Origin of the sequence: Pseudoalteromonas sp. SR43-2, from assembly GCF_014163885.1 — a bacterium.
GTDB lineage: Bacteria > Pseudomonadota > Gammaproteobacteria > Enterobacterales > Alteromonadaceae > Pseudoalteromonas > Pseudoalteromonas distincta.
On the sequence record NZ_JACJED010000001.1, the window covers coordinates 340,469 to 358,872 of the forward strand.

Here is an 18,404-nt window from a genome sequence, read left to right on the forward strand (position 1 = left end):
AAAGCTTATCTTTGTAGTTCGGTCACACTTGCATCCGCAAGTAGGTTTTCAAGCTCATCTTGTAACTCAAATAATTCAGGTTCAATATTCTCTAACAAGCATTTATTTTTAAGCGATGTTTCAATTGTTTCTGCGAGTGACTTAAGTTTTGGTACACCAGTGTAGCAACATGCACCATGAAACTTATGGACAATACTTAACACTTGCTGGCAATCGTTACTCTCTATTGCTTTAGTAAGTAATGTAAGGGTCTCAGGGACACTTAAAAGTAGCATGTTAAGCATCTCTAGCGCTAACTCGCTCTTTCCGCCAGCACGCTGCAGGGCTTGTGCCCAATCAATTCTACTACTTTGAAATGGTGCAGGACTTTGTGGTGTATCTGTCTTAGCTTTGTCACGATTAACAGGAGTCTGTGGACTATGGTCGCTAATAATTTGTTTAAGCATATCTTCATCAATAGGCTTAGTTAAATAGCCTTTAAAGCCATCTTTTAGTAGTTGCTCTTTTTCGCTTTGAAGGGCGTGTGCCGTTACAGCGATAATGGGTGTGTCTTCATTAAGTGATGATTCTTGTATAAGCTTACATGCGGTTATACCGTCCATAATTGGCATTTGTATATCCATAAAAATTATGTCGTATTTATGACTTTTACTTAAACTGTATGCCTGTGAACCATTATGAGCCGTTTCTATTACTTCAATCTGTTCACTTAACAAAGTATGGAGAAGTTTTAAATTAGCATCGTTATCATCAACAACCAATACTTTTAACGGCAGTAGAGCTTGATCGTTTTGTTCAATATTATGAGTCGGGTGGTCAAGTCTGTAAGGTGCTGCAAGTACTTCACATAACTTACGGTGATTAAGTGGCTTACTTAAACATGCATCAGCTCCGCTGCCTATAAAGGCTTCTCGCATATTGTGCGATACAGTATTAAGCATTAAATATAAGTAATCAGTAGATTCACGCACGGCTTTTACATAGCTTTTTAGTTGCTGCATATCATCAACTGATGCCATATGGCCAATTAAGCAAACGTCATATTTATGTTCAGTATTTTTTATAGCGTCTAAAAAGCTAGTTTCGTTAAAGCATGCCGTAACGTTTGATTCCCACTGGGTTAATAACGAAAGTACGGCATGGTGCGTATGCTCATGTGGCTCTAAATATAAGATACGCTTACCAATGAGCGATTTAGTCGGTAAGTCATTTGTAAATACGTGATTTGGCAAACTAAACACACTATTGAATGTAAAGCAGGTACCGTTACCAGGCGCAGAATTTAACGTTATACGACCACTCATTGCTTCAACAATATGCTTGGTAATAATAAGACCAAGGCCTGTACCACCAAACTTACGTGTAATGCTTGAGTCTGCTTGCCCAAATGGAGTGAATAAAGAGTCTTGCTTATCCATAGGTATACCCACGCCAGTATCTGTTACTGACACAAGTAAAGAAGTGCGTTCGTCGTCGAGTAACCGATGGCTTATGTCGACCTTAATAGAGCCTTTTTCGGTAAATTTAATCGCATTACTTAACAGGTTTATTAAGACTTGTTTAAAGCGAGTGGGATCGCCTGTTAAGTCATCCGGTACTTGTTGGTTAATGTAAATGGATAGCTCTAATTGCTTATCGTGTGCGCTAGGAGCGAGTAGTGTCATTACTTCATTTACAGCATCACGAAGTTGAAACTGAATCGACTCAAGCTCCATTGCCCCCGCTTCTAGTTTGGAGAAGTCTAAAATGTCGCTAATAATAGTCATTAAACTATTTGCTGAGAGCATAATAGTGTCGAGGTAATCTTTTTGATGTTTATTCAGCGGTGTTTTATAAAGCTGGCGTGTAAATCCAATAACACCGTTTAACGGAGTACGAAGCTCGTGACTCATTTTAGCTAAAAAGTCTGATTTTACACGGTTAGCATCTTGCGCTTCTTTTTTTGCAAACGAGAGCTCTATATTTGACGTTTCGTATTGCTCTAGTGTTTCGCGGTAGTCGCTTGTTGCTTGATCAATATTTTTTTGCATTTCATCTTTTTGCATCACCATAGTGTGAGCAATGGTGTTTAAGCCTTCTCGAAGTAACTCAAACTCACCAATCATGTTGTCGTTAAGGCCAGTACTTCTTTTACCTTCAACTAACTTGTCGGTTGCAAGTACTAACTTATTAAGCGGCGTCATAAACATGCGGCTTAACTTTAAAGCTAAAATAGCTGCAAACACCAATGATAAAATAATTACAATACCGCTAATTAATAAAGCTCGTTGTTGCCCTATAACAGCTTGGTCTTTATTTAGCTGTATAATAACGGTGCCCAGAGATGACTGAAAAGCCGACGGGTCCCATTTAGAATCGTGACTTGTATGGTTAATAATGGGTGTGAAAAATGTAACAAGCTCATCTGACTTTTGCACATGGGTGGTTTTTAAATTTATGAGCGTTTTTTGACTAATTAACTTTTTAAATGAGCGGTGATAATTACTGGTCATTAATAGCGCATTATTTTTATCAAAAATTGCAATCGACTTAATTGTAGGGGAGTGCTTGTTATGTGTGTAGCTTATAAGGCGATTCAATAGCTGTTTGTTTTTTTCGAGCATGGGTTGCTCAAGTGCAATAGCAAGGGGCTCAGAAATAGTAGTGCCTTGCTGATATAAAATTTCATCAAGCTCAATGTAACGATTTATTGTAAAATAGCCACCAAGTAGTAATCCTATGATCACCGTTGGGATCAGGGTCAGTGTTAAAACAGAATCGCGTAAGCCTAATTTGGTCATAATGAGAGCGTTTTATCGTTATTAGTATGACTTGAGTATATACGGTTCAACACGCATTCTAAAGCATCTAAATATAGGTGCTTCATAAATAAAGTTAAGGTAATGCCTAATGGCGCAAATTTTTAAAGCGAAAAAAAAACCGTTAAAGCAACAAACACTAGAATTAACTATAACGGGAATGGATCATCAAGGGCGTGGCATTGCTAAACATAACAATAAAGTATGTTTTGTAAGCGGTGCATTACCAAACGAAACAGTCAAAGCAACACTCGTCGAAGATAAAGCTAAATACAGCAGTGCAAAAGTAATTAAAGTTATTCAAGCGAGTGAATCAAGATTAGATGCTTTTTGTGAGCACTATAATCAGTGTGGTGGTTGCCAATTACAGCATTTAGAAGTAAGCCAACAAGTTGTAGAAAAACAAACTGCAGTTACTCAGTTATTTAGTAAGTTTGCTAAATTAAACAGCTTAAACTGGCAAACCCCATTATTAAGTAAACCTGTGCATTACAGACGCAGCGCTCGCATAGCCGTTATGTTTGATAAAGCAGCTAAAAAAATGCGCGTGGGTTACAGAGCAAGTGGCTCAAAAAATATTGTGAGTATTAATAAATGTGCAGTACTTGATGAAGTATTTACAGATGTTTTTACACTTTTTGATGATTTAATTAATCAACACAAAGCACTGCACAGTATAAGCCATTTACAGTTATGCCAAAGTGATAAACAAAACTTTGTTGTTATTCGTCACACTAAAGCAATTAATGATGATACAAAGGCTTTGGTTGAGCACATAACAAAAAGCCAGCAATTTGAAATTGTATGGCAAAGCGAGAGCGATGCAATAGAACATTCACACTTAGCCATGCCATTTTATTATCTTAAAGAATTTGATCTAAAATTTGAATTTGGTTTAGGTAATTTTATTCAGGTAAATGCACAAGTTAACGAAGCTATGTTAAAGCAAGCTGCAAATTGGCTTGATTTAAAAGGTGATGAAAATTTATTGGATTTATTTTGTGGTATTGGTAATTTCTCATTAGTGCTGGCAAAACAAGCAAAATCTGTAATTGGTGTAGAAGGTGTGACTTCAGCGGTTGCAATGGCTGCTCAAAATGCGCAAACTAACTCTATTACCAATGCGCAGTTTCATTGCTTTGATTTAACCCAAAGCATACAGAGCGCCCCATGGTTTAGCAAAAACTTAGATGTGCTTGTACTTGATCCTTCTAGGACTGGTGCTATGGCGGTATTAGAGCAATTACCTTTAAAGCAGTTTAAAACTATTTTATATGTCTCTTGTGACCCTGTTACTTTAGCCCGTGACAGCGCAATTATTTCACAAGCTGGCTTTGATCTTAATAAAATTGGGCTAATGAATATGTTTCCTCATACAGGGCATATTGAAACTATGGCGTTATTTCAACGGAGGTAGAACGCATTATGGTAGCTACACGACAATCACATCAACAAGATGAGACAACAGATTTTAGCACTCGGCTTTCATTTCTTGCCTTGTCTGAAGAAAAAACAGAGCTACTTACTAAGGCCCAAGCGCTCTGCGTAAAATGTGATAGTGAAAGCAGGCAAACTACTGCAATCGAAATGGTTGAAATTTTAGCTGAGCTAAATCTCGACCCCGAATCGTTAGCTACTGCGTATTTAACCCCGTATTTTTTAAACGACTTAATTTCGCTTGAAACCATCGAAGAGCAGCTTGGGAATAACATTGCCATGCTGCTAACTGGGGTTGCACAAATGGCCACTATTAGTACTTTATCGCATCAAGGTAAAGGCACTATGCAAGTTGATAATATTCGAAAAATGTTATTAACCATGGTTGAAGATGTGCGCGCCGTGGTCATTAAGCTTGCCGAGCAGGTATGTCATTTACGCAATGTAAAAAATGCGGATGAAGAAGACCGCGTCATTGCCGCTAAAGAAACGGCTGATATTTTTGCACCATTGGCAAACAGATTAGGAATAGGGCAATTAAAATGGGAACTGGAAGATTTATCGTTTAGATATTTGCACCCAGGCACCTATAAAAGCATAGCCAAACAACTTGACGACAAACGTCTTACACGCGAAGCCTACATGGAAGATATGGTTGAGCAAGTAAAAAATCGTTTAAGTGAAGCGGGCATAGAGGCCCAGGTTTATGGCCGTCCTAAGCACATTTACAGCATTTATAAAAAAATGCAGCAAAAAAACTACGAGTTTGATCAGCTTTTTGATATTCGGGCAATGCGTATCGTCGTTGAACGATTGCAAGACTGCTACGGTGCGCTGGGCATTGTGCACACCAATTGGCGTCATCTTAATAAAGAGTTTGACGACTATGTAGCAACCCCAAAACAAAACGGCTATCAGTCAATTCATACCGTGGTATTTGGACCTGAAGGTAAAACAGTAGAAATACAAATTCGTACCAGCGACATGCATCAAGATGCTGAGTTAGGGGTGGCTGCACACTGGATGTACAAAGAAGGTGCATTACCAGGGCGCGGCTCGGGTTATGAGCAAAAAATTAGCTGGTTGCGTAAACTACTCCAATGGCAAGAAGAAGTAGTCGATGGCGGCGATTTAGCAGAAGAGCTTAAAAACCAAGTAGTAGAAGACCGCGTATATATATTTACCCCAAGCGGCGATATTATCGATTTACCACTTGGCGCTACACCGCTTGATTTTGCTTACTACATCCACTCAAATGTGGGGCATCGTTGTATTGGCGCAAAAATATTCGGCAAAATAGTGCCGTTTACGCATCAACTTACAACAGGGGATCAGGTAGAAATACTGACCCAAAAACAACCAAATCCAAGTCGTGATTGGTTAAACCCGTCATTAGGATACATTAAGTCATCGCGTGCTAGAGCTAAAATTCATCACTGGTTTAAACAGCTCGACCGCGACAAAAACTTAAGTGCGGGAAAAGAAATTCTCGACAGTGAGCTACAAAAGCTCAATTTAACATACAAAGATTTAGAGCCAGCCATTAAGCGTTTTAACTTTAAAGAGCTGGATGACTTAATGGTTGCGATTGGTGCGGGCGATGTTCGCCTCAATCAAATGCTTAACTTTGTAAGTGATCGGACAGAAGACGAGCCGGTTATTCGCATTAAAGCACCAAGTAAAGTAACTGGTGATAAAAACGGCATTGTGGTTGATGGCGTTGGCAGCTTAATGAGCCATGTAGCCAAGTGCTGTCGCCCAGTACCTGGCGATGAAATAATAGGTTATATAACCCAAGGTCGAGGAATAGGTGTTCATAAAGAAGACTGTGATTCGTTTAATAACTTAAAAAACCAGCATCCTGAGCGTGTAATTTCTGTAAGCTGGTCAGATGATATTAACGGCTCGTACGCACTAAGTATTAAAATAGAAGCCACCGACCGTTCAGGGCTGATACGCGATATAAGCTCAGTACTTGCTAATGAAAAAGTAAATGTTTTAAACATGAACGTAAATACGGTTGAAGATAATCAGTTAGCTATATTTACAATGCAAATAGAAGTGCATGATTTATCGGGTACTAACCGTGTTCTTTCTAAATTACACCAAATTGAAGGTGTACACGATGCCAAGCGTGGTCATTAATCATGAATGATAATACAGCGCTTACACAACTTCTTAGCATAATGAAAACACTGCGAGATCCCAAGGGCGGTTGTCCGTGGGATCTCAAGCAAGATTTTAAATCTATTGTGCCGCATACACTTGAAGAAGCGTACGAAGTTGCTGACTGTATTGAATCAGGCAACTTAGATGAGCTTAAAGGTGAATTGGGTGATTTGTTATTTCAAATAGTTTTTTATGCGCAGCTTGCACAAGAGCAAAATCTATTTGATTTTAATGATCTAGTAGAGCAATTAAACGATAAGCTTACCCGTCGTCATCCGCATGTGTTTGGTGAAAAAAAAGAGTTAACAGACGATCAATTATCGCAGCAGTGGCAAGCAATCAAAGCACAGGAGCGAAGTGCTAAAGCGCAAATCGAATCCCCTTCTTTTTGGCAAGATATCCCTGGCAATATGCCAAGCTTGAGCAAAGCCAAAAAAATTCAACAACGCGTGGCTTCCCTTGGCTTTGATTGGCCAACGTATCATGGTGCACTAGATAAAGTGAGTGAAGAAGTGCTTGAAGTAAAAGAAGCGATTGAGCAAGACCCGCTATCTGATCATACAGCGGAAGAACTCGGCGACTTACTTTTTGCCACTGTTAATGTTGTACGCCATGTTAAACGAGATCCCGAACAACTGCTTCGTAGCGCTAATGATAAGTTTTCAGCGCGTTTTGAAAAGGTAAACGCTTATTTGCATGCGCAAGGTAAAAGCTTAGATACAGCAACCTTTGAAGAGATGGATTGTGCGTGGGATGCGATTAAAAAAGTAAAATAGGCTTAATGTTAAATAGTGCACATTTTTTGTGCGCGTATTAGCTAATTTTAGCTGGATTGATAAGCAGTGTTTTGGTACAATTTCGCCCCGTCTTGATGATATACCCTTAGGCTCTTCTTTGGGTGTTATATTCCTTTTAATTCCTGATATTCTAGGGTTCGCATGAGTACAAAATTTATCTTCGTTACTGGCGGAGTTGTTTCTTCGTTGGGTAAAGGTATTGCCGCAGCTTCACTGGCCGCTATTTTAGAAGCCCGTGGTTTAAATGTTACCATTTTAAAGCTGGATCCTTACATCAACGTTGACCCAGGCACAATGAGCCCAATTCAACACGGTGAAGTTTACGTTACAGAAGACGGCGCAGAAACGGACCTTGATTTAGGTCACTACGAGCGTTTTATCCGTACCAAAATGACTAGTCGTAATAACTTCACACAAGGCCGTGTATATGAAGACGTATTACGTCGTGAGCGCCGTGGTGAGTACCTAGGTGCTACTATTCAGGTTATTCCACATATCACTAACGATATTAAGCAACGTGTATACGACGGTGCTGAAGGTTATGATATTGCTATTGTAGAAATTGGCGGCACTGTAGGTGATATTGAATCACAACCGTTTATTGAAGCAATTCGTCAGATGGGTACTGAAATTGGTCGCGAACGCGCGCTATTTATTCACTTAACGCTAGTGCCATTTTTAGGCCCTGCCGGTGAAGTTAAAACGAAACCAACTCAGCACTCTGTTAAAGAGTTACGCTCAGTAGGTATTCAACCAGATATTCTTATTTGTCGTTCAGACCGTAAACTACCTAATAATGAGCGTGCAAAAATCTCATTATTCACAAACGTAGAAGAAAAAGCGGTTATTTCACTACCCGATGTAGACAGTATTTATAAAATTCCTGCGTTATTAAAAACACAAGAATTAGATAACTTTGTATGTCGTCGTTTTCACTTAGATCCACCAGAAGCTGATTTAGCTGAGTGGGAACAAGTACTTTATCAAGAGTCTAACCCAACGGGTGAAGTGACCATTGGTATGGTTGGTAAATATATTGAATTACCAGATGCGTACAAATCGGTTAACGAAGCATTAAAGCATGCGGGTCTTAAAAACCGCCTAACAATCAACATTGAATACGTAGATTCACAAGACTTAGAAAGCAAAGGTGTTGAATTACTTTCACACTTAGATGCTATTTTAGTACCTGGTGGATTTGGCGGACGTGGTGTTGAAGGTAAAATCTTAGCAGCTAAATATGCACGTGAAAATAAAGTACCATACTTAGGTATTTGTTTAGGAATGCAAGTAGCATTAATTGAATATGCACGTAATGTTGCAGGTTTAACGGATGCAAACTCTACAGAATTTAATGCAAATTCAGAAGCGCCTGTAGTTGGCTTAATTACTGAATGGCTAGATGCTGAAGGTAATGTTGAAACACGTAGCGAAAAATCTGATTTAGGTGGCACTATGCGTTTAGGCGCACAAAAATGTCATTTAACGCCTGGTTCTAAAGTACATGGAGTATATGGCAGCGACGAAATTGTTGAACGTCATCGTCATCGCTACGAAGTAAATAATAACTTCGTAGAAATACTTGAAAAAGCAGGCTTAAGCTTTACTGGTTTATCAGAAGATAAAAAACTGGTAGAAATTATCGAAAATAAAGATCACCCATGGTTTATTGCCGCGCAGTTCCATCCGGAATTCACGTCAACGCCACGTGATGGTCATCCGTTATTTGAAGGGTTTGTAGCAGCTGCGCACATCCACCAAAAAGCGAATTCGTAATTTTAAAAGCCGTGCATATTGCACGGCTTTTTTGTTTTAAGGGCTGACTAAGCTATATAAAACGTAGTAAAGTTAGCTGAACTCACCATTTTGGGAATATAGAGGAATCAAGATGTCAGAAATCGTAAAAGTAATCGGTCGCGAAATTATGGACTCGCGTGGTAACCCAACTGTTGAAGCAGACGTACATTTAGCAGATGGTTCTTGGGGTCGTGCAGCAGCACCTTCAGGCGCATCTACTGGTACTCGTGAAGCATTAGAGTTACGCGACGGTGATAAATCACGTTACTTAGGTAAAGGCGTATTAAAAGCAGTTGGTTATATTAATAAAGAAATTGCTGATGCTTTAGCTGGTCAAAATGCATTAGATCAAAACGCTGTTGATAAAGTGATGCTAGATTTAGATGGTACCGAAAATAAAGAAAAATTAGGTGCAAACGCAATCTTAGCGGTATCACTAGCAACTGCGAAAGCAGCTGCACAGTCTAAAAAAGTTGAGCTTTATGAGCATATTGCTGACTTAAATGGCACACCAGGTGTTTACTCTATGCCACTTCCAATGATGAACATCATCAATGGTGGTGAGCACGCAGATAACTCTGTAGATATTCAAGAATTCATGATCCAACCTGTTGGCGCTAAAAACTTCCGCGAAGGCCTACGTATGGGCGCTGAAGTATTCCACAGCCTTGCTAAAGTGCTTAAAGCTGATGGTCATTCAACAGCGGTTGGCGATGAAGGTGGTTTTGCACCTAACCTTGCATCTAATGAAGCGGCTCTTGCTGCAATCAAAGTAGCTGTTGCAAACGCAGGTTACGAGCTAGGTAAAGATATTACTTTAGCGATGGATTGTGCTGCATCTGAGTTTTACGACAAAGAAGCAAACATCTACGATCTTAAAGGTGAAGGTAAAAAATTCACTTCTGAAGAATTTAACTTCTTCTTACAAGATCTTACTAATCAGTACCCAATCGTTTCTATCGAAGATGGTCTTGATGAGTCTGATTGGGATGGCTTTGCACATCAAACTAAACTAATGGGTGATAAAATCCAATTAGTAGGTGATGATTTATTTGTAACAAACACTAAGATCTTAAAACGTGGTATCGACAACGGTATTGCTAACTCAATCTTAATTAAGTTTAACCAAATCGGTTCTTTAACTGAAACTTTAGCTGCAATCAAAATGGCTAAAGATGCTGGTTTTACTGTTGTTATTTCTCACCGTTCTGGTGAAACTGAAGATTCAACAATTGCTGATTTAGCAGTGGGTACGGCTGCAGGTCAAATCAAAACAGGTTCATTGAGCCGTTCTGACCGTGTTGCAAAATACAACCAATTGCTACGTATTGAAGAGCAATTAGGTGATAAAGCACCGTACAACGGTCTTAAAGAAGTTAAAGGTCAGTAATTCTATTTTATATAGAATCTAACTTTTAATTTAGATGATAAAATCCTCGCCTATGCGGGGATTTTTTATGCCTGATACTTTTTCCAAAGAGATGAAAATAAGTTGTAGGCTTTAAGCTTGTTGATGTACGCAGCACTAAAGAGTGGAACACAAAAGTATAACGCTTTATTCATACTTTAACTTCTTACGTACTCATAGCTGAAACTGCTGCTTTAAAATATCACCTGTAAAACTGGTTTTTAAATAAAAACCACGGGGTAGAGTTTTAATTATTTGCCCATTTGGGCCAATAGCATCAGTGACTATTTTACTATGAGCAGCTTTAGGGCGTATTTGCATAGCATCGCCTAAATGGCCTGATATTTCGTCGACTCTACCTAGCGCAATTAGCTCCATTTGCTCTTCCCAGTCGCGTTGTAACAAAGCGTCTTGTTCAGGTGAAGGCTGCCACAAAAAGCCGCTGCCGATAGTTCTGTCAAACGGCGCAATATCACGTTCGCTTAAAATTGGCAGCCATAAAACATGATTTAGTTTTTTACGCACAGAGCTGGTATGCCACGTCATTCCCGTTACGTTCATTAAAGGTGTAACCGATACAAACGTAGTTTCCAGTGGCCTACCTTTATAAGAAATAGGCAGTGTTTTTAGCTCAATTCCTAAATCTTCAAAATCGGGGAGGGGTTTGGAGCCTGCAGTAGCGCCTAGTACGTATTCAATGAGTTGCCCAGTCCAACCTTTTTCACGTAGTAAATCATCTGGCGTTTTAAAATGGTACTGGTTTGCAAGTTGCCCAAGTGTTAATCCGGCAATACTGTTAACGCGCTGCATTAAGTCGTTTATTGAGTGTGGTTTTGTAGGTCGCATATTCTTAATTTCGGTTGTATAAATACCATAGTCATGATAGCAAATAGGCTAAGCCGTGGATATCTTTAGGGTTGTACGTTTTTTGCCCGCCTGTTGTTTGTGTTAATTTTGCACATATTGAAATTAAGCTACTTTACTTTAAGTTACTGACTCTGCAGGTTTTTTTAAATGTTCACGTTCAGTTTTGATTAAGCCATTTAAAAGTTGTAAGGATAAATACAACTATATGAACATGTTTATCCACAGAATCTGTGGAGAAGCTAAGTTTTAAGATCTAATATTGTGGATTTGTTTGCAAAATGAGCGTGTTTTACAAAAGTTATGCACAAACTGTGAGTAACTAGAGGAAAACAAGAACCGCAATAGCTTTGCTGAGTTATTTTCTAAATATTTACCTATTCTCTATTAATTTATCAACATACTAAAAGCTCAAACTTAGCTCACTAATTGGCTTGGGTATAATAGTATTTGCCGTATTGCGGCTAATGTGGAACAATCATTAAAAATCGACTTACAAATGAGGCACTAAGGTGATTGATGCCGAAGGTTTTCGTGCCAATGTCGGAATTGTGATTTGCAATAATCAGGGACAGGTTTTTTGGGCCAGACGTTATGGTCAACACTCTTGGCAATTTCCCCAAGGTGGTGTTGATGATGGCGAAACTGCAGAACAAACCATGTACCGTGAATTACACGAAGAAGTAGGGTTGCGACCAGAAGATGTAGAAATAGTCGCAAGCTCAAAACATTGGTTACGCTATAAATTACCCAAACGATTAATCCGCCGAGACTCTAGTCCGGTGTGTATTGGGCAAAAACAAAAATGGTTTTTACTAAAATTACGCTGTAAAGACGAAGATGTAAATTTACTTAAAACCCATCATCCAGAGTTTGATGATTGGCGCTGGGTAAGTTATTGGTATCCTGTAAGACAGGTTGTATCGTTTAAACGGGATGTTTATCGACGAGTAATGAAAGAGTTTGCTCCTTTCGCCATGCCTTTTAATAAGAGAGAACAACATAAAGATCATTGGCGAAGTAAAAGGTAGTTAATTCAGAATAAAATAAAGGAGCAGGACATGCTGGCTACACTGAGATCTATTGCGGAGTCTGTATCGCGACAAGCGAATTTAGACAGCGCATTAGTGTGCTTTGTGCAAATGGTTAAAGATGCCATGAAAACCCAGTGCTGCTCCATTTATTTTGCAGATTACAGCCAAGACAATTTTGTACTTATGGCAACCGAAGGGCTAAACCCCGATGCGGTAGGTAAGTTTAGAATTGGTTTTACCGAAGGTTTAGTTGGCCTAGTAGCGCAACGCGAAGAACCTATTAATATTGCATTTGCTAAATCGCATCCTCGTTTTAAGCTCTCCCCCGAAGTAAACGAAGAAGGCTACAACGCTTTTTTATCTGTACCCGTTGTTCATCAAAAAAAAGTACTGGGCGTTATTGTTGTCCAACAAAAAATGGCACGTGTATTTAGCCAAGACGAAGAGTCGTTTTTAATAACGCTTTCTGCCCAGCTTGCTTCACAGTTAGCGCATGCTGAAATTAAAGAAATACTCCGCCAAGATGAGTCATCTCATCAAACGTCTGTTTTAAAAGGCGTATCGAGCGCGCCTGGAATAGGTATAGGGCAAGCATTTGTTGTATTACCAAAACTCGATTTTAAATCTATTGAGCTTTTAAAAGACAGTGACGTTACTGAGCAGCGCCGTTTGTTTACACAAGCTGTAGCTGCAACGCGCAAAGAATTTAATACCCTATCTATGACGCTAAGCGATTCTATTCCGCACGAAGCTCTTGCGGTATTTGATGTGTATCAACAACTGCTTGACGCTAAAAGTTTAGGGCATAATGTTGAAATGCAATTACAAGAAGGCTGGTGTGCTAAAAGCGCCCTAAAAATTGTAATAGAGCGTTTAATATCTCAATTTAATGCCATGCAAGACCCTTATATAAAAGAGCGTGCTGTTGACGTTAAAGACATTGGTCTTCGCGTATTACACCATCTTGTAAATACCGAGCACGCTGTTAAAAATTATCCGGCCAACACTATTTTAATTGCTAATATCTTAACACCCGCCATGCTAGCTGAGGTGCCAAAAGGTCACTTAACAGGCGTTGTAAGCGTAAATGGCTCTGCAAATAGCCATGCTTCTATATTAACGCGTGCGATGGGGATCCCTGCCATTTGGGGTATAGAAGATTTACCTCTACTGCAGTTTAATGGCAAACCGATGATTTTAGATGCATTTGCTGGGCGTTTATATATATCGCCTTCGCAAATGTTGATGGATGAATACACAGAGTTACAGCATCAAGATAACCTACTTAATAACCGCTTTTTAGCAGAGCAAGACTCTGAATCAATTACGCTTGACGGTGAGCATGTTAGCTTATTATTAAACGCAGGCCTTGAGCTTAATACCGAGCAAAGTAGCGCGCATATTTGTGACGGTGTGGGGCTTTACCGTACCGAAGCGTGGTTTATGCAAAAGGGTCAGTTTCCTTCGCAATCAGAGCAAGAAAATTGGTACCGAGAAGTACTAACTAGCTATCATCCTAATCCTGTGGTTATGCGTACATTGGATATTGGGGGCGATAAGGTACTCGATTACTTTAACATTACCGAAGAAAACCCATTTTTAGGTTGGCGTGGCATTCGTATTAGCCTTGATCACCCAGAGTTATTTTTAGATCAACTAAAAGCGATGCTTAAAGCCAATATTGGTTTAGGCAATCTAAAAATAATGCTCCCTATGATCAGCGGCACTGAAGAAGTTGATGAGTCACTTGCGTTATTTGAACAGGCTTACTTTGAGTTAAGTGAAAAATACCCAGAGCAAACCATAGAAAGACCCGACATAGGGATAATGCTAGAGGTACCTTCAAGTGTATTTATGCTTCCAGAGTGGTCAAAAAAAGTCGATTTTTGCTCAGTAGGTAGTAACGATTTAACACAGTATTTATTAGCAGTAGACAGGGCTAATGCACGAGTTGCCGAACTTTTTAACCCTTATCATCCGGGCGTACTCAGGGTACTAAATAAAGTAGCGCGTGAATGTGAGCAATATGAACTGCCATTTAGTTTATGTGGTGAACTAGGCGGCGATCCTGAAGGGGCTATTTTGCTTATTGCCATGGGTTACAGGCGCCTTAGTATGAATTTATCATCGCTTAATAAAGTTAAATGGGTACTTAGGCGTTTAAATGTTAGTGACATGGAACAACTATTAAGTGAATGCTTAGCGCAATCCACAGCCAAACAAGTACTACGTTTAACGCGAAGCTTTATGCTAGAGCATAAATTAGGTGATTTGTTTTACACTCCCAAATAAGCTTATACGCCTAATTAATTTCAATACACAGATGCTATTAGTTTTATAATCCTTTAATATATAAACCTTAAAAGGGTATTTGAGATTACTATGTATGACTTAGGTTTGTTAGTCGCAAGCTGTGCACTACTAGGCTGTATTGTTGGGTTTTTAGCTGGGTTACTAGGCATTGGTGGCGGTTTAATTATCGTTCCAGTTCTAAGTACTCTGCTACTGTCATTTAATGTAACGTCAGCTGATCATGTACTAGTAATTGCTATTGCAACCTCACTCGCTTCTATTTTATTTACTTCAACGTCTTCAGCGCTGGCTCATCATAAAAATGATAACGTGCCTTGGGATTTTGCCCCATGGGTTATGTCGGGCGTAGCTTTAGGTGCACTTATTAGTGGCTTTGCAGCAAGTTTAGTCCCTGAACAAATATTGCGTACAGTGTTTGCTATAAGTGTTGTATTTATTGCAGCAAGAATGGTGCTATCCGCGCGTAATAAACCGATGTCAGATAAACCGTTACCGGCAGGTCCTATTTTATGTGGATTTTCTGCGGTAATGGGCGGATTATCAGGTTTAATTGGTATTGGCGGTGGTGCTTTAATAGTACCTATGCTTAATTATTTTTCGGTTGATATAAAAAAAGCAATTGGCTGCGCAGCCGCGTGCGGAATTGTTATAGCATTATTTGGCTCTATTGGTTACATCAGCGCAGGCTGGCATGTTACCGATTTAGAGCATGGCTTTGCTGGGTTTGTTTATTTACCTGCATTATTTGGAATTGTTATTACCTCGTGGTTTGTTGCGCCTATTGGCGCTAAAGCAACTCACTATTTACCTGTTAATACAATTAAAAAAGTTTTCGCGGTGCTGCTTGTAGTTATCGCAATTAAAATGGTTTTTAGCTAAAGGTTGATTTTTTATGGCACTTGAGTTTCCTCAAATTGATCCAATTATTTTTTCTGTTGGACCGCTAAGCGTACGTTGGTATGGCTTAATGTATTTAATAGGTTTTGCATTTGCGATGTGGTTTGCAAATCGTCAAGCATCAAAGCCAAATTCGGGTTGGACTAAAGAGCAAGTAGGCGATTTACTGTTTTACGGCATGTTGGGGGTAATACTAGGCGGGCGTATTGGCTACGTATTGTTTTACCAGTTTAGTTACTTTATAGAAAACCCACTGTATTTATTTAGAATAGATCAGGGTGGTATGTCGTTCCATGGTGGAACACTTGGCGTTATAACCGCCGTCGCAATTTTTTCGTGGACGCGTAAAAAATCACTGCTTCAAGTGGGCGATTTTGTTGCTCCACTGGTTCCAGTAGGGCTTTTAGCTGGACGTATTGGTAACTTTATAAATGGTGAATTATGGGGCCGAGTTACCGACGTGCCATGGGCAATGGTATTTCCAACAGGCGGTCCGCTTGCGCGTCACCCATCGCAATTATACGAAGCATTTTTTGAAGGCTTAGTGCTGTTTTTAATCCTGCAATGGTTTATTAAAAAACCGCGCCCAGCAGGCAGTGTAGCCGGAGTGTTTTTATTAGGTTACGGCGTGTTTAGATTCTGTATTGAATATTTCCGCCAACCCGATGCACAACTAGGTTTATTTGCAGACTTTATTTCAATGGGGCAAATACTTTCACTTCCTATGATAGTGGGTGGTTTAGGCTTATTAATTTGGGCATATAAGAAACCACAACACGTTACATCAGCTAAGGCATAATAAGAAAAGCATGAAACAATATTTAGAATTATGTCAGCGTATTGTTGACGAAGGGCAGTGGGTCGAAAACAAACGTACAGGTACGCGTTGTTTAACCTTTATCAATGCTGATTTAGAATACGATGTGGCTAATAATCAGTTTCCGATGATCACTACACGCAAAAGTTATTACAAAGCCGCGATTGCTGAATTGCTAGGCTATTTACGCGGGTACGACAGCGCTGCGCAATTTCGTGAAATTGGCTGTAAAACATGGGATGCCAACGCGAACGATAACAACGCATGGCTTAATAATCCTAACCGTAAAGGTGAGGACGACATGGGGCGTGTTTATGGCGTACAAGGACGTGGTTGGCAACGTCCAGATGGTTCAACACTCGATCAGCTTTCCAAAGTTATTAATAACTTAAAAAATGGCATTGATGACCGTGGTGAAATAATCACGTTTTATAACCCAGGTGAGTTTGAGCTTGGTTGTTTGCGCCCGTGTATGCACACGCACACTTTTTCACTACTTGGCGATACGCTATACTTAACGTCATACCAGCGAAGCTGTGATGTACCGCTTGGCCTTAATTTCAATCAAATTCAGTGTTTTGTGTTGCTTGCGTTAGTGGCTCAAATTACCGGCCACAAAGCGGGTAAGGCGTATCATAAAATTGCTAATGCACATATTTACGAAAACCAACTTGAACTGATGCGAGACGTGCAGTTAACGCGTGAGCCATTTGAATCACCTCAGTTAAAAATTAATCCAAAAATAAAATCATTAGAAGACATAGAAACGTGGGTAACACGAGACGACTTTGAAGTAATAGGCTATCAATGCCATGAAGCGATTCAATATCCATTTTCAGTATAATAAAAGATTAAGGAAAACATAAAATGAAAGCAGTGATCCCAGTAGCGGGCCTTGGTACTCGTATGTTACCAGCCACTAAAGCAATTCCTAAAGAAATGCTGCCAGTGGTAGACCGTCCTTTAATTCAATATGTAGTAAACGAAGCCGTTGCTGCAGGCATTAAAGAAATAGTGTTAGTAACTCACTCAAGTAAAAATTCAATCGAAAATCACTTTGATACAAGTTTTGAACTAGAAGCTACTTTAGAAAAGCGTGTTAAGCGGCAACTACTTGCCGAAGTGCAAGCAATCTGCCCTAAAGACGTAACCATTATTCACGTACGCCAAGGTGAAGCAAAAGGCTTAGGCCATGCTATTAGTTGTGCTGCGCCTATTATTGGTAACGAACCGTTTGTAGTTATTCTACCGGATGTAATTATTGACGATGTAGAGAGCGATCTTAAAAAAGATAACTTAGCAGAAATGATCGCTAATTTTGAGCAAAACAAGCATAGCCAAATAATGGTTGAGCCAGTACCAATGGATGAAGTAGATAAGTTTGGTGTGGTTGATTTAGGCGATGTTGACCTAAAGCAAGGTGAAAGCTCAGCAATTTTTAACATGGTAGAAAAACCGCCAGTAGACGAAGCACCATCTAACTTAGCTGTAGTGGGTCGATACGTATTAAGCGAAAACATATGGCCGTTACTTGCAAAAACTCCGCAAGGAGCAGGCAATGAAATTCAATTAACTGACGCAATTGCGATGTTAATGGAACACGAAAAAGTAGATGCATACGCTATAAAAGGCCGTAGCCACGATTGTGGAAGTAAAATTGGTTATTTAAAAGCGACTATTGAATTTGCACTTCGTCGCGATGAATTTGCTGATGAATTAAAGTCATTTATTAAAAAACTGATTTAACAGTTAATGTAAATCATGAAAGGCGCCTATATCGGCTAATGCCAGTCAGTTAAGCTGACTGGCATCTTTCTTTTTATGGGGATACTTAGATGGTTTTGGCTTAACCCATCGGGGATATCTTCTATCCTCTCGTCTAGCTGGAAGCTTAAATAAGACCAGTGTATCGAGTAAGTGCTGCCAGTGTATTGGAATGTTCCCTGGGCTCATTATAGATACTGACGAGAAATACTGAATGACAGCCATCGAACTGCTAGAGAAACTAAGCTGGTTAGGCCATATCCCTGTGACTGTCGCCGCCATCGTCATTATTCTTCGTATTAAATTATA

Annotated in this window: 13 protein-coding genes; 11 read left to right on the forward strand and 2 right to left on the reverse strand. The window is 39.6% G+C overall.

From position 1 onward, the window contains the following. Positions 1-5: 5 nt before the first annotated feature. Complete coding sequence (gene barA / locus H5120_RS01635; protein WP_182673369.1) at positions 6-2,780, reverse strand: two-component sensor histidine kinase BarA; 2,775 nt, start codon at positions 2,778-2,780, stop codon at positions 6-8. Positions 2,781-2,889: 109 nt separating this feature from the next. On the opposite strand from barA, the gene rlmD reads away from it, so the two are divergent. From rlmD to eno, 5 genes are all read left to right on the forward strand, one after another. Next, the gene (gene rlmD, locus H5120_RS01640) at positions 2,890-4,215 is read left to right on the forward strand and encodes a 23S rRNA (uracil(1939)-C(5))-methyltransferase RlmD (protein WP_182673370.1); all 1,326 of its coding nucleotides are present in this window, start codon (positions 2,890-2,892) and stop codon (positions 4,213-4,215) included. Between the two features lie 8 nt (positions 4,216-4,223). Continuing rightward, positions 4,224-6,380, forward strand: a complete 2,157-nt coding sequence (gene relA / locus H5120_RS01645) for a GTP diphosphokinase (protein ID WP_024594977.1) — start codon at positions 4,224-4,226, stop codon at positions 6,378-6,380. Between the two features lie 2 nt (positions 6,381-6,382). Further along, positions 6,383-7,180, forward strand: a complete 798-nt coding sequence (gene mazG, locus H5120_RS01650; RefSeq protein ID WP_182673371.1) for a nucleoside triphosphate pyrophosphohydrolase — start codon at positions 6,383-6,385, stop codon at positions 7,178-7,180. A 162-nt stretch (positions 7,181-7,342) separates the two neighbouring features. Further along, a complete protein-coding gene (locus H5120_RS01655) occupies positions 7,343-8,977 on the forward strand; it encodes a CTP synthase (RefSeq protein ID WP_033020682.1) in 1,635 nt (544 codons plus the stop codon). Positions 8,978-9,089: 112 nt separating this feature from the next. After that, complete coding sequence (eno, locus tag H5120_RS01660) at positions 9,090-10,388, forward strand: phosphopyruvate hydratase (protein WP_002958706.1); 1,299 nt, start codon at positions 9,090-9,092, stop codon at positions 10,386-10,388. A 192-nt stretch (positions 10,389-10,580) separates the two neighbouring features. Here eno and mutH read toward each other — a convergent pair whose 3' ends face one another. Then, positions 10,581-11,252 carry a DNA mismatch repair endonuclease MutH gene (mutH, locus tag H5120_RS01665; protein ID WP_002958705.1) on the reverse strand — a complete coding sequence of 224 codons (672 nt, stop codon included), beginning with the start codon at positions 11,250-11,252 and terminating at the stop codon, positions 10,581-10,583. A gap of 530 nt (positions 11,253-11,782) precedes the next feature. On the opposite strand from mutH, the gene rppH reads away from it, so the two are divergent. From rppH to galU, 6 genes are all read left to right on the forward strand, one after another. Further along, positions 11,783-12,301, forward strand: a complete 519-nt coding sequence (gene rppH, locus H5120_RS01670; RefSeq protein WP_002958704.1) for an RNA pyrophosphohydrolase — start codon at positions 11,783-11,785, stop codon at positions 12,299-12,301. A gap of 30 nt (positions 12,302-12,331) precedes the next feature. After that, entirely contained in the window at positions 12,332-14,596 is a 2,265-nt protein-coding gene (ptsP, locus tag H5120_RS01675) for a phosphoenolpyruvate--protein phosphotransferase (protein WP_182673372.1), read from the forward strand. 90 nt (positions 14,597-14,686) lie between these two features. Further along, positions 14,687-15,496, forward strand: a complete 810-nt coding sequence (locus tag H5120_RS01680) for a sulfite exporter TauE/SafE family protein (RefSeq protein WP_182673373.1) — start codon at positions 14,687-14,689, stop codon at positions 15,494-15,496. A gap of 13 nt (positions 15,497-15,509) precedes the next feature. After that, a complete protein-coding gene (gene lgt / locus H5120_RS01685) occupies positions 15,510-16,313 on the forward strand; it encodes a prolipoprotein diacylglyceryl transferase (protein WP_182673374.1) in 804 nt (267 codons plus the stop codon). 10 nt (positions 16,314-16,323) lie between these two features. Further along, positions 16,324-17,175: a thymidylate synthase gene (locus tag H5120_RS01690; protein ID WP_182673375.1), complete on the forward strand. Its 852-nt coding sequence runs from the start codon at positions 16,324-16,326 to the stop codon at positions 17,173-17,175. Positions 17,176-17,198: 23 nt separating this feature from the next. Then, entirely contained in the window at positions 17,199-18,077 is an 879-nt protein-coding gene (galU, locus tag H5120_RS01695; protein WP_024594910.1) for a UTP--glucose-1-phosphate uridylyltransferase GalU, read from the forward strand. Positions 18,078-18,404 lie beyond the last annotated feature (327 nt).

What these genes read in the sequence shown, in the direction of transcription:
- rlmD (WP_182673370.1), top strand. Translation starts at nt 2,890, where the DNA reads ATGGCGCAAATTTTTAAAGCGAAAAAAAAACCGTTAAAGCAACAAACA.
- barA (WP_182673369.1), bottom strand. Translation starts at nt 2,780, where the DNA reads ATGACCAAATTAGGCTTACGCGATTCTGTTTTAACACTGACCCTGATC.
- mazG (WP_182673371.1), top strand. Translation starts at nt 6,383, where the DNA reads ATGAATGATAATACAGCGCTTACACAACTTCTTAGCATAATGAAAACA.
- lgt (WP_182673374.1), top strand. Translation starts at nt 15,510, where the DNA reads ATGGCACTTGAGTTTCCTCAAATTGATCCAATTATTTTTTCTGTTGGA.
- galU (WP_024594910.1), top strand. Translation starts at nt 17,199, where the DNA reads ATGAAAGCAGTGATCCCAGTAGCGGGCCTTGGTACTCGTATGTTACCA.
- H5120_RS01680 (WP_182673373.1), top strand. Translation starts at nt 14,687, where the DNA reads ATGTATGACTTAGGTTTGTTAGTCGCAAGCTGTGCACTACTAGGCTGT.
- H5120_RS01655 (WP_033020682.1), top strand. Translation starts at nt 7,343, where the DNA reads ATGAGTACAAAATTTATCTTCGTTACTGGCGGAGTTGTTTCTTCGTTG.
- H5120_RS01690 (WP_182673375.1), top strand. Translation starts at nt 16,324, where the DNA reads ATGAAACAATATTTAGAATTATGTCAGCGTATTGTTGACGAAGGGCAG.
- ptsP (WP_182673372.1), top strand. Translation starts at nt 12,332, where the DNA reads ATGCTGGCTACACTGAGATCTATTGCGGAGTCTGTATCGCGACAAGCG.
- relA (WP_024594977.1), top strand. Translation starts at nt 4,224, where the DNA reads ATGGTAGCTACACGACAATCACATCAACAAGATGAGACAACAGATTTT.
- eno (WP_002958706.1), top strand. Translation starts at nt 9,090, where the DNA reads ATGTCAGAAATCGTAAAAGTAATCGGTCGCGAAATTATGGACTCGCGT.
- mutH (WP_002958705.1), bottom strand. Translation starts at nt 11,252, where the DNA reads ATGCGACCTACAAAACCACACTCAATAAACGACTTAATGCAGCGCGTT.